At 40.3% G+C, this 12,234-nt stretch carries 9 protein-coding genes; 7 read left to right on the top strand and 2 right to left on the bottom strand.

The window, feature by feature from the left end; translation table 11 throughout:
- The first annotated feature begins 4 nt into the window (after positions 1-4).
- From glgC to rluF, 5 genes are all read left to right on the top strand, one after another.
- Positions 5-1,267, top strand: coding sequence for a glucose-1-phosphate adenylyltransferase (gene glgC / locus MTN96_RS29570; RefSeq protein WP_248533746.1), 1,263 nt, complete (start codon positions 5-7; stop codon positions 1,265-1,267).
- Positions 1,268-1,315: 48 nt separating this feature from the next.
- Entirely contained in the window at positions 1,316-2,848 is a 1,533-nt protein-coding gene (locus MTN96_RS29565) for a glycogen synthase (protein WP_069438936.1), read from the top strand.
- Positions 2,849-2,931: 83 nt separating this feature from the next.
- A complete protein-coding gene (locus tag MTN96_RS29560) occupies positions 2,932-4,146 on the top strand; it encodes an EAL and HDOD domain-containing protein (protein ID WP_036983965.1) in 1,215 nt (404 codons plus the stop codon).
- 27 nt (positions 4,147-4,173) lie between these two features.
- On the top strand, positions 4,174-5,259 hold the full coding sequence (locus MTN96_RS29555; RefSeq protein ID WP_248533793.1) for a DUF418 domain-containing protein: 1,086 nt from the start codon (positions 4,174-4,176) through the stop codon (positions 5,257-5,259).
- A 43-nt stretch (positions 5,260-5,302) separates the two neighbouring features.
- Positions 5,303-6,292: a 23S rRNA pseudouridine(2604) synthase RluF gene (gene rluF, locus MTN96_RS29550; protein WP_138627668.1), complete on the top strand. Its 990-nt coding sequence runs from the start codon at positions 5,303-5,305 to the stop codon at positions 6,290-6,292.
- A gap of 60 nt (positions 6,293-6,352) precedes the next feature.
- Here the strand turns inward: rluF and MTN96_RS29545 are convergent, their stop codons facing one another.
- Both MTN96_RS29545 and MTN96_RS29540 read right to left on the bottom strand, forming a co-directional pair.
- Positions 6,353-9,418, bottom strand: a complete 3,066-nt coding sequence (locus tag MTN96_RS29545) for an efflux RND transporter permease subunit (protein ID WP_138627669.1) — start codon at positions 9,416-9,418, stop codon at positions 6,353-6,355.
- A gap of 2 nt (positions 9,419-9,420) precedes the next feature.
- A complete protein-coding gene (locus MTN96_RS29540; RefSeq protein ID WP_248533744.1) occupies positions 9,421-10,503 on the bottom strand; it encodes an efflux RND transporter periplasmic adaptor subunit in 1,083 nt (360 codons plus the stop codon).
- A 122-nt stretch (positions 10,504-10,625) separates the two neighbouring features.
- Between MTN96_RS29540 and MTN96_RS29535 the strand changes: the two genes are divergently transcribed.
- Together MTN96_RS29535 and MTN96_RS29530 are read left to right on the top strand one after the other, a co-directional pair.
- Positions 10,626-11,528, top strand: a complete 903-nt coding sequence (locus MTN96_RS29535; RefSeq protein ID WP_138627671.1) for a LysR family transcriptional regulator — start codon at positions 10,626-10,628, stop codon at positions 11,526-11,528.
- On the top strand, positions 11,518-11,823 hold the full coding sequence (locus MTN96_RS29530) for an MGMT family protein (RefSeq protein ID WP_138627672.1): 306 nt from the start codon (positions 11,518-11,520) through the stop codon (positions 11,821-11,823). Before MTN96_RS29535 ends, MTN96_RS29530 begins: the two co-directional genes overlap by 11 nt.
- The last annotated feature ends 411 nt before the right edge of the window (positions 11,824-12,234 follow it).

The raw sequence follows: 12,234 nt of genomic DNA, 5'->3' as shown, positions 1-12,234 counted from the left end.
TAATATGCCCAGTTATGCAAATCGTTATATAAGTAATTTAACCAGAGAAACCTACGCTTTAATTCTTGCTGGAGGTCGCGGTTCTCGCTTGCATGAGCTAACCGACTGGCGTGCTAAACCCGCCGTTTATTTTGGTGGTAAACATCGTATTATTGATTTTCCACTATCAAATTGCATTAACTCAGGTGTAAGACGTGTCGGAATTGCAACGCAGTATAAATCTCATTCGCTAATACGCCATGTAAATCGTGCATGGGGGCATTTTAAAAAGGAATTAGGTGAGTCAGTTGAAATATTACCTGCGTCACAGCGCCATGGTGAAGAATGGTATTGCGGTACTGCCGATGCGGTATTTCAAAATATGGATATTATTCGCCATGAATTACCTAAATATGTAATGATTTTGTCAGGCGATCATGTATATCGTATGGATTACGGCGGTTTGTTAGCAAAGCATGTCGAAAATGGTGCTGATATGACCGTATGCTGTTTAGAAGTCGCGGTTGAAGAAGCAGCGGGTACCTTTGGCGTTATGACCGTTGATCAACAAAACCGAGTGCGACGATTCGATGAAAAACCAGCTGAACCAAGCTCTGTACCTGGTAAACCTGGTACGTGTTTAGCGTCAATGGGTAATTACGTTTTCAATACTGAGTTTTTATTTGAGCAATTACAAAAAGATTCACAAACAGAAGGCTCAGGGCGTGATTTTGGTCATGACATTATTCCAGCCATTATTGAAGAACATAATGTGTTTGCTTATCCGTTTAGAGATCCCGCACAAGTAGGGCAACCTTATTGGCGCGATGTAGGGACCTTAGATTCATTTTGGGAAGCTAATATGGAACTGGTTATGCCTGAGCCTCAATTGGATTTGTACGACCCTACTTGGCCAATTTGGACATACCAAGAGCAGCTTCCTCCAGCTAAGTTTATTTTTGATGATGACGATCGTCGGGGTATGGCTGTTGATTCAACCGTATCCGGTGGCTGTATTATTTCAGGCTCATTAGTAAGAAAGTCATTACTGTTTTCGAATGTACATATTCGCTCATATTGTACTATTGAAGAGTCGGTGGTTTTACCCGGTGTTATAGTTAACCGTGGGTGTAAAATAAAACGTGCCATTATTGATAGAAGCTGTGAGATACCACCTGGACTAGAAATTGGTTATGATCGCCAATCTGACGAAGCCAATGGCTTTAGAGTATCTAAAAAGGGAATTGTTTTGGTAACCCGTGAGATGCTGACAAAGTTAAATCAATAATTAAAAGAGCAAGGCGAAAGCCTTGCAGCAAACTATAAGAGTAAATTAATGCATATATTAATGGTTGCTGCAGAGAATGATGCGTTACCTAATGCCAAAGTTGGTGGTGTTGCTGATGTTATTCGTGATTTACCAAAGGCGTTAGTGGCGCAGGGGCTGACGGTAGATGTGGTTATTCCTGATTATGGTTTTGAACTAGGTGAGCGCTGTTTTATTGGTGAAGTGAGTGTGGCATTTAAGTCACAGACCCACGTTTTATCTTTGTTTGAAATTCCACAGAATCAAAAAGGGGTGAGGCAAATAGTGATAAGTCATCCTCTTTTTAGTCAATCATTGAGTGTGTATTGTAACGACAACGATAATAGACCATTTGCTACCGATGCAACCAAGTTTGCACTGTTTAATGCCGCTATTTGTGAAGCGCTTTTACAAGGGGTATTAACACAACCCAACACGTTACATTTGCATGATTGGCATAGTGCCTGTGTGGCCGTGTTACTTAAATTTAATCCTCGTTATGGCAAGCTTGCTAAGCTGCGCTTGGTATATACGGTGCACAATTTAGCTTTGCAGGGAATTCGTCCTTTTAAAGGGGATGATTCAAGCTTAGAAGCATGGTTTCCCTCGTTAAGTTACGACGGGCAACGATTATGCGACCCTCGTTATCCGCATTGCTTTAACCCTATGCGCAGTGCCATTAATTTAGCCGACAAAGTACATGTGGTTTCACCGAGTTATAGCCAAGAAGTGCAAATAGCAAGTAATGACGCCCACGGATTCTTTGGTGGCGAAGGACTTGAACGAGATTTACAGCAAGCGGCTGAGCAAGGCAAATTAATTGGCATACTCAACGGCTGTGATTACGCAATTCAAGACGAACATGAAGCAACTTATAGTAAGCTATTAGAGCAAATAGAATCGACTTTGTTTAGTTGGATGGCAAAAAGCGCGCAATTACACAGCAGCCACTACATCGCTCATCAGCGTGTTTTACAATTTATGGCGTGTGATAAGCAAGGGCCACTTGTAACAAGTGTAGGGCGGCTCACTGATCAAAAAGTATTGTTACTTTGCCAGCAACAAAGCAAAGACCTGACTATTGATTCAGTGTGTCAGATCATTAATCAATTTAAGGGGCGTTTACTTGTGCTTGGCTCTGGCGATAGTAAACTTGAACACCTTTTTACCTGCGCCATGGCACGTAATAACAACTTTTTGTTTTTAAAAGGCTATGGGCAAGGTGTTGGCGATTTAATGTATCAATTAGGTGATCTATTTTTAATGCCGAGTTCTTTTGAGCCCTGTGGAATTAGCCAGATGCTCGCAATGCGAGCCGGCCAACCTTGCTTAGTGCACAGTGTCGGAGGTTTAAAAGATACCGTAGAGCATAATGTCAGTGGATTTTGTTTTAACGGCGATACGCTAAGTACACAAGCTAATGCACTCTTGCAGAGTTTAACTGAGGCACTTAGCCTATATCAAACAAACCCTAAGCAATGGCAAGCAATAAAAAGGCGAGCTGCTGATGCACGATTTAGTTGGGATAGTGTGGTAACTGATTATATAACATACTTATATTAAAAAATTTTATAAAGTTCAGTGACATCCCTTCTTGTTTACGCTTTAATTACTTAGTCTGGTGGAAATAATATAAAGTAGGTAATGTGTCTGTATTTGTGGCAAGGCAAGCAATACTAAATAGGAATCAAAATGTAGTTGCTTATGAACTGCTATTTCGCGATAGTCCTGAAAATTGCTTTCCTGGTGTGTCTGATGGCCAAGCAACGGCGAGGCTTATCATGGAAAACCAGCTTAACCTAGGTACTCGTCACATTACCTCGGGTAAAAAAGCATTGATCAATATTGGCCCTGAGTCGTTAAAACTTGATTTGTGTGATTTTTTACCTTGTAAAGATGTGGTTATTGAATTACTTGAGACCATAGAGCCCACCGACGATACCTACGAGCTATGTCGTAAACTATTCCACAGTAACTACAAATTAGCCCTTGATGATTTTGTTTATAAGCCGCAGTGGGAGCGCTTTTTAAAGCTGGTCAACTTAATTAAATTTGATATTCGCCTTACTCCACTTGCTGAAATTCCGCTGGTGGTGAATAAGCTTAAAAAATACAAAAATATTAAACTACTAGCCGAAAAAATAGAAACCGTTGAAGAATATAAATTGGCCCGTAAAATGGGCTTTGATTATTTTCAAGGTTATTATTTTGCGCGCCCAGTGATGATAGAACAAAAAGATATGCACTATAATTACGGCCTAGTGATCGCCATTTACTCAGAAGTAATGAAGCCAGATCCTGATGTTAAAGTGATCACCGGTTTATTTGAGCTTGATGCGGCATTGGCCTACAAGTTACTGCGTTTATTAAATAGCGGTGTGTTTCCGCTACAAAGCCAAATTTCGTCGTTAAAACAAGCGTTAGTTTACCTCGGCCAAGCACGTTTAAAAAAGTTTGTTAACTTAATTGTCACTGCCCATACAGCTCGCTCTAAGCCTATAGAGCTCATGCAGATGTGCGTTATTCGCGCACGGTTTTGTGAATTAATAGCCGCAAAAGTTGCTAAGCAGGTTCAAGGTGAAGCATTTTTAACGGGGCTTTTTTCACTGCTCGATGCTATTTTAGACAAGCCAATGGACTTGCTGGTTGATAAACTTCCATTCCCGGAAGATATAAAAGCAGCGTTAACTGGTGAAAAAAATAACTTATATTATATCCTTGAAACAGTCAAAGCCTACGAAACAGGAAGCTGGTGGGCGCTTGAGAAAGCGGTATTACTGATTAATTTAGACAGTGCTTTTTTACCAAAATTATACAAACAAGCGGTACAATGGGCCGATAGCTATAAAGATAATATTTAGGGAATTCATGCTTTGCGCAATTATAATATGGACTTTATAAGGGGCGTAGCCGTACTTGGTCTGGTATTTATTAACTGTTTTTCCTTTGCTATTTTCGAGCTTAATTATACGCCACTCACAACATCACCACCTAGCGATCAGTTTCTAAACATACTAAGCCTTATATTTGTTGAAGGGCGGTTTCGCACATTATTTACGTTATTATTTGGTGCGGGTCTTTGTATTCAGTATCAGCGATACCAATGCACTGAGCCACTAAAAAAACGATTACATTGGCTGATTGTGTTTGGCTTAATACATGGTTTTTTATTGTGGGCGGGCGACATTTTGTTTTTATATGGGGTGTCAGGTTTATTTATATTACGCTATTTAGATTACACGAATGAAGAGCTTAAAAACAAAGCGGCGCTTTTTACTTTTATTTCTTTAATGACCATTGCCATATTTATGTTAGGGCTTAATGAGGAACCACTCTATAGGGATTCTCCCGAGTTTGACCAGATATATAATAGTTATTACCAAAGTATTGGTGCGCATTTTAGCCAAAATATAACAATGAGCATTTATATGTTGCTGGCTGTGCCAATTTTATTACTGTGGGCAAGTGCTGGCTTTATGCTAATTGGTATTGTTGCCTACAAATGTAATGTGTTTAGTGATGGATTTAGCAGGTCGGGGCTAATTAAACTTGCTGTGTTAAGTGTGTTGCTGACTAGCTTACGATTAGTGTTAGAGTCATATGAACAAGGTATTGGTTATGCGTTACAAGAGCCTGTTAATGAACTTGCTGCCTTATGTGTTGCACTGCTTTATATTCATTTAATTGTTAAACTTTGCGACAACAGCGCCTACATAGGGAGGCTTATCCAACAAGTTGGACGTTTAGCGTTTACGTTATATATAAGCCAAACCATTATGCAGTTATTATTGTTTAAAGTGTTTTTTCCGCAGTGGACGCTTAGTTTTAATCGACTCGATTATTGGCTTGTTGCCATTAGCTTAGTGATTGTACAGCTTATATTTACAGCTATTTATTGCCGTTATTTTAAGCAAGGCCCGCTTGAATACCTATGGCGTAAATTAGCAAAAATTAACCGCGAAAAAATAGCTTGAGTAGTTTAAACTATGCGCCTTTATATTTAAGAAGATTTGCCTGATGACAGACTTAAAGCGTTTAAATAAATTTATTAGTGAAACAGGGTTTTGCTCTCGCCGCGAAGCCGATAAATATATTGAGCAAGGTCGTGTTACCGTAAATGGCGAATTACCAGAAATGGGTGTTAAAGTTGCCCAATCTGATGTGGTATTAGTGGATGGTAAGCCATTAAAAGCGCCACCTAAACGTGTGTATATTGCTTATAATAAACCTGTGGGCATTACCTGTACCACAGAGCGTAAAATTCAAAGTAATATAGTTAAAGCCGTTAATTACCCTGAACGTATATTTCCGATTGGTCGTTTAGACAGACCCTCAGAAGGGCTGATTTTTTTAACCAATGAAGGCGATATCGTTAATAAAATTTTGCGAGCTGGCAATAACCACGAAAAAGAATATGTGGTTACTGTAGACAAACCACTTAATCGTCAGTTTGTAAATAAAATGGCGAACGGTATTCCTATTTTAGATACTGTCACTAAAAAATGTAAAGTTACTCAGACTGGTGCGCAGCAATTTAGCATTATTTTAACCCAAGGTTTAAACCGTCAAATTCGCCGTATGTGTGAATACTTAGGCTACGAAGTGGTTACACTAAAACGTGTGCGTATTATGAACGTAACCCTCAAAGGATTGAAAGTAGGGCAGTGGCGACATTTAAGCGACGCTGAAATGGCGGTCATTAACGACTCGATTGCTGATTCAGGTAAAACGCAAGAACACTCACTTTATGATGATGCTGAACAGCGCAATAACACAGAACAAGCTAAAAATAGTCACGCTAAACCTGCTCATAAGCGTGATTTTCAGGGCGGAAAACCACGTCGTGAAAATAATGACGAGCAACAAAAGCAGGCTAAAAAAAGTAGCCGAAATACGCCTTATCAAAAACGCTCTACTACTTATGTGGGTAAATCAAATACTCACAAAGCAAATACTGCCACAGGAAACAAAACCCGCAGCAGTGGCACGTTAAGCTTAAAAAAGTAATTAAGCTTGTTTAACAAAGCAAATAAAAACGCAGCCTTAGCTGCGTTTTTTGTTAGCCTACTATTTTTTAGGGTAATCAATCCTAAATACCACAGTGTATAAAACCGGCACTACAATTAGCGTCAGTATGGTAGCAAACCCTAAGCCAAACATAATGGTGACCGCCATCGACTGAAAAAATACGTCGAATAATAACGGGATCATGCCAAGTATTGTTGTGATAGCGGCCATGGCTACAGGGCGCACACGGCTTACGCCTGAGTCAAACACTGCTTGATAGGGTGATTTACCTTCACTCAGTTCTAAGTTTATTTGATCAACTAGTACAATGCCGTTTTTAATTAGCATGCCGCTTAAGCTTAGTAAGCCTAGTAGCGCCATAAAGCTAAACGGCGCATTCATCACTAATAAGCCTGCACTAACACCAATAATAGCCAGCGGTACAGTTGCCCAAATAACCAAAGGTTTTTTCACTGAGTTAAACAGTAATACTGTTACTGCAAACATTGCTAAATAGCCCAGTGGTAACGAGCCAAAAATAGCCTTTTTCGCTTTGCTTGATGATTCGAACTCGCCGCCCCATTGCATTTCATAGCCACGGGGTAAATCAATTGCTTCAACCTCAGCGCGAACCCGAGCAAATAATTTTGCAGGCGTTTCATCACCCAAAACATCATGATCTGCCATCACAGTAATGGTGCGTTTACGATCGCGACGCATAATTAAGCTGTCTTCCCACTCAACAATAAATTCATCAACCACTTGGGTAACCGGCACAAACACGCGTAAAACAGGGCTATAAATTTGTAAATCGTGAACACTGTCTACATTTAAGCGCTCGCTTGCCGGTGAACGGGCAATAATAGGCAATAATTGCGTACCATCACGATATACACCCACTTGCTTACCCGATAGGCTCGTTAACAGAACTTGGTCAAGATCAAATTTGGTGATCCCCAAACGGCGCGCTTTTTGTTCATTAAATTGCGGACGAATCATTTTAGTACGTGCACGCCAATCATCTCGAATGTTAAAGGCACCGTCGTCTTTAGCGATAATCTCTTTAGCCTGTGATGATAGCTGTCTTAAAACAACCGGATCGGGGCCTGAGAACCGCGCCTCTATTTTAGCATCGGTTGACGGACCAATTTCCATTGGTTTTACTTTTAACTTTGCTGACAGCGGATGTTGCTGTGCGTAATCACGCACCTTTTGCATGACTTTTGCGACGGCTTCACGATTGGTGACACGAATAATTAACTGCCCATAAGCAGGATAAGATTTTTCTGGCGCGTAAGTCAGCATAAAACGCGGCGCACCTTGGCCAACCGTACTGGTGATTTCTGTGACCAGTTCATTCTTTTGTAAATAAGCTTCTAGCTGCTTAATGCCCTCAAGGGTTGCGCGAATATCAGCGCCTTGATCTTGCCAGTAATCGACATAAAACATCGGGGTATTCGAGGCTGGAAAAAATGATTGTTTTACCGAGCCAAACCCCACTACAGCGCTACATAAAAGGGCAACCATAAGGACTAAGGTTGTTTTTCTAAAGCGCATAGCTAAATTTAATGTCGCTTTATAACCATTGAATATGATGCCTTGATAAGGGTCTTCATGCTCTTGATTATGTTCGTGTTTAAATTCGGTTTCTTTAAACATTAAATGGGCAAAAAACGGGGTGAGGGTAATTGCGGTGATCCAGCTTAATAGCAATGAGATAAACAGCACCCAAAATAAGCTACCAGCAAATTCACCACTGGCATCTGAGCTTAAACCAATCGGTGCGAAAGCGGTTATGGCAATAACTGTTGCGCCAAGTAGTGGCCACTTAGTTTGATCGACAATATTAATTGCCGCTTTAAGCTTTGTTTGTCCGCGCTTGAGGTTGATGAGAATACCTTCGGTCACAACAATGGCATTATCGACCAGCATACCTAGTGCAATAATTAGCGCACCTAATGATATGCGTTGTAAGTCAATCGCAAACAGCTTCATAAATATAAAGGTGCCTAATACGGTCAGTAATAATATACCGCCGATTAAAACCCCACTTTTAAAGCCCATAAAAATAAGTAGTACTATAATAACTATTGCAATGGCCTCTATTAAACTAACAATAAAGCCATCTACCGACTGCTCTACTTCTTTAGGTTGGTTATACACTGAGCTAATATCAATACCATGCGGGCGTTGATACTCAAGAGATGCTAAGTGCTCATCTATGTGTTTACCCACATCAACAACATTAACCCCAGACATAAACGACACACCAATAAGCAGAGCATGTTGTTGATTGTAATGAATCACATTAGTCGGTACTTCAGCATATTCACGGTAAACCTTTGCAACATCGCCTAGATAAATGAGTTCGCTGGCACCAGGCTTTGAAATTAATAAGGTTTCAAGTTCTTTTACATCTTTAAATTCACCAGTAGGGTGCAAGCGAATAGACTCATCACCCACGCGAATACGTCCAGCGTTAGATACGGTGTTTTGTGATTGCAGTAAATCATAAATATGACTAGGCGCAATACCGAGTTGGGCAAGCTTTTGCGTCGATACCTCAACCATTACTTGTGGCTGCTGTTGGCCCGCAATTGTAACTTTGCTCACTCCTTTGACTAAAACAAGTTCACGTTTTAAATAATCAACATAGTCTTTTAATTCATCATACGAGTAGCCATCGCCCGTGACGGCAAACATAACGCCGTAAACATCGGCAAAATCATCAATCACATTACTGGGGTAAACACCACTTGGTAGCGACGGGCTAAGGTCGTTTATTTTACGACGCATTTCATCCCATATTTGTCTTAGCTCCTGTTTACGATAGGTGCTTTTCATTTCTACGGTAATTTGTGATTTACCATTGGATGAAATAGAGGTGACATAATCAACATAGGGGAGCTGTTGAATGGCATTTTCAATCGGAAATGTCACTTCTTCTTCGACTTGCTGTGGAGAGGCACCTGGATATAAAGTGATCACCATGGCTTTTTTTAAAGTGAATTCAGGATCTTCCAGCTGGCCTAAATCAAAATAAGATACACTGCCGCCAATTAACAGCAACAGCGTAAACATCCAGCTAATGACTTTTTTCTCAATAGATAGTTGCGCAAAGCCCATAATTATAAGCCTCGCTCTTTATTCCAAGGACGAACAGACATGCCCTCTTGTAAAGAGTGAACACCGGCAGAGACAATTTGTTGGCCTTCTTTTACGCCGCTAAGCACTTCGATAGTGTCGTGATGCAATTGGCCCACTTGTACTGCTTGTTTATGCACAGTGCCAGTTTGCTGATTAAAAACCCACACATAGGCATTATCGCTTAGGCTTTTATTAGGATCTGAAAATACCGACTCAATAGGTAAAATAGTGTAAGGGGTTTGTGAGCGTGTAACTTTACTCAAATCTATCATCACTTGTCCCGACATACCCGCAAGTAAGTTAAAATCTTTTGGCACCGGTAATGAAAACACCACTTTATAGGTGAGTGTTGCAGGATCGGCTTGGGTATCCCATTCTTTAAGCGTTAGTTTGTATTGCTTGTCGTGATAGCCATCAAATTCAACCATAGGTTGGTATTGGGTATCTTTTTGAATACGCGCCACGATTTTTTCAGGAACCTGTATTTCTACATCCATAAAATCGCGGGTTTCTAGGCGCAGAACATTTTGTTTTGCTTGAATACTCTCAAAGTTTTTTACAAACACTTTAGCTACTATGCCAGCAAAAGGAGCACGAAGCTCACTGTATTCTAAATTGGTTTCTGCAATTTTAAAGGCTGACTCAGCGACTTGTTTATTGGCAACGGCTTGATCAAGCTCTGATTGACTGGTGATGTTTTTGTCGAATAATTGTTTAATGCGTTTTAGCTGTGATTTTGCCAGTTCATAGCGCGCTTTACGTTCGTTATATTGTAATTGAAAATCCTCAGGATCTAACTTAGCCAATAGTTGTCCTTTTTCAACTTGTTCACCAGCTAATACAGGAAATTCAACCAACTCACCGTTGACCCTAAAAGCAAGATATGAGCCTTGGTTTGCAACCACTTCAGCAGGAAAACTGCGTATGTTTGTTTGCGAATCATGACCAATACTAAATAATTTAACAGGGCGAATCGGCTCTTCTTTAACTATTTTCTCGGGCTCCGAGCAGCCTATTAAACTTAGTAATGTCGCAGATAGTAAACATAAGCGAAACAGTGGCATGATATCTCCATGATAAAAAAAGGCTAAATAAGTGTGTGCAGCATACGCTGCAAACATATAAAATAAAATTCATTAAATTTTAGAAACTCAATAAGTTTTACTTATGATGTGCTGAGTGGCCGATGAAACTTAACCAATTACAAATATTAGATGCTATTGTGCAAAGCGCGAGTTTAAGTGGCGCTGCATTAAAGCTACATAAAACTCAGCCTGCATTGACACTGGCGATTAAAAACTTAGAGGCGAAATTAGGTTTTGATCTACTCGACCGTTCAAAATACCGATTACAACTCACCGAAAAGGGGCGTATTTTTCATCGCGAGGCTAAACAACTTTTAAACGCGAATGAGCAGCTTACTCAGCTTGCAACCGAGCTGGCGCTGGGGAATGAAGCGCAATATAGAGTTTGCTACGAGCAAATTTGTCATGTGCAAAGTTATAACGAGATCATAAGTAATACTTTTAAGCATTTTTCTAGTACAGAATTTCGTTTAACCAGTGGTAAACGGTTTGTATCTTTAGAGCAAGTTAATACCGGTCAAGCCGAGCTTGGAATAGGCCCGTGGTTTGATTTATTTCATGCAACTGGCGATTTAGAAAGCTTACCCATTGGTAAACTAGATATTGGCATTGTAGGAGCTAAAGGGGTTTTACCTAAGCAGCTTACCTACGATGAGTTACAGCTTTACCCCTGTTTGGCTATGTTTGAAAGTGGCTTGAGCATAGACAGCGATAGACTTTCCTATTCAAAAGGGGCTGCGGTGATGAAAATTGATGATATATCTACCTTGAAGTCTTTTCTACTTTCAGGGGCGGGTTGGGCAATGATGAGTTTAGGGCATTGTAAAAAAGAAATTGCCGCGGGCTCATTACAGCAAATCATAGTTACCGACAGAGAGCACCAGTTTAGTGCGCAAATTAGAGCCTTTCGTCAGCATGCTATGCATCATGGGCCTGTAGCTCGTAAAATTTGGCAGCAATTTAAATTACTCAGTCAGGAGTATTTAAGCAAGAATGGACGTTAATAAAGAAACGGTAATTTACACTATCATAGCCAGTATACCCAAAGGCAATGTTGCCAGTTATGGCCAAGTAGCAGCACTTGCGGGTTATCCTAATAATGCTAGGTTGGTAGGTCGCTTATTAAAAGAGATGCCAAAAGATTCGGTGATCCCTTGGCATCGAGTGGTTAATAGCCAAGGTAAAATATCATTTCCCGAAGGGAGTGATAAATACCAAGAACAACGACAAAAACTGTTATTAGAAGGTGTTAATTTTGACAATAATAAAGTGAATATGCGCGAGTGTAGATGGGAGTGATATAACTATTCTCGGCAGATAAGTGCTCGCGTAGGTCTGATAAGCGAAGCGCCATCCGACAAAGTAAAATACCTTGCCAATAATTCTCAATATTTAATGTTGTCGAGTAGCCAGAGAGTGCCATGAGCGGATTTTAAAGGCGTGTATCTGAAAATCTGTTGGGTGGCGCCTTTGGCTTAACCAACCTACCTTTTAACGTAGGTTAAACAAGTGGCGGAGCCACGCCATCCGACAAAAATAATGAATTTACCAGAAACAACCCAATTTACCCGTTAGCGATATAAATAACTGATTTGTACTGTAAGTTAAACCATATATATTGACTGTCGGCTGAGTGCCCAGACTGTGTAAAAACTAATTTTTAATAAATTGTCTTGGGTATGTTCTTAGTTTGAAACCATTTAAGATGGT

The sequence above is a fragment of the Pseudoalteromonas sp. 2CM28B genome, assembly GCF_023161935.1.
This window is presented reverse-complemented; position numbering and strand designations above follow the sequence as displayed.

Excerpts from the sequence above, each read along its gene's own strand:
- glgC (WP_248533746.1), top strand. The coding sequence starts at position 5 with ATGCCCAGTTATGCAAATCGTTATATAAGTAATTTAACCAGAGAAACC.
- MTN96_RS29565 (WP_069438936.1), top strand. The coding sequence starts at position 1,316 with ATGCATATATTAATGGTTGCTGCAGAGAATGATGCGTTACCTAATGCC.
- MTN96_RS29555 (WP_248533793.1), top strand. The coding sequence starts at position 4,174 with ATGGACTTTATAAGGGGCGTAGCCGTACTTGGTCTGGTATTTATTAAC.
- rluF (WP_138627668.1), top strand. The coding sequence starts at position 5,303 with ATGACAGACTTAAAGCGTTTAAATAAATTTATTAGTGAAACAGGGTTT.
- MTN96_RS29545 (WP_138627669.1), bottom strand. The coding sequence starts at position 9,418 with ATGGGCTTTGCGCAACTATCTATTGAGAAAAAAGTCATTAGCTGGATG.
- MTN96_RS29540 (WP_248533744.1), bottom strand. The coding sequence starts at position 10,503 with ATGCCACTGTTTCGCTTATGTTTACTATCTGCGACATTACTAAGTTTA.
- MTN96_RS29535 (WP_138627671.1), top strand. The coding sequence starts at position 10,626 with ATGAAACTTAACCAATTACAAATATTAGATGCTATTGTGCAAAGCGCG.
- MTN96_RS29530 (WP_138627672.1), top strand. The coding sequence starts at position 11,518 with ATGGACGTTAATAAAGAAACGGTAATTTACACTATCATAGCCAGTATA.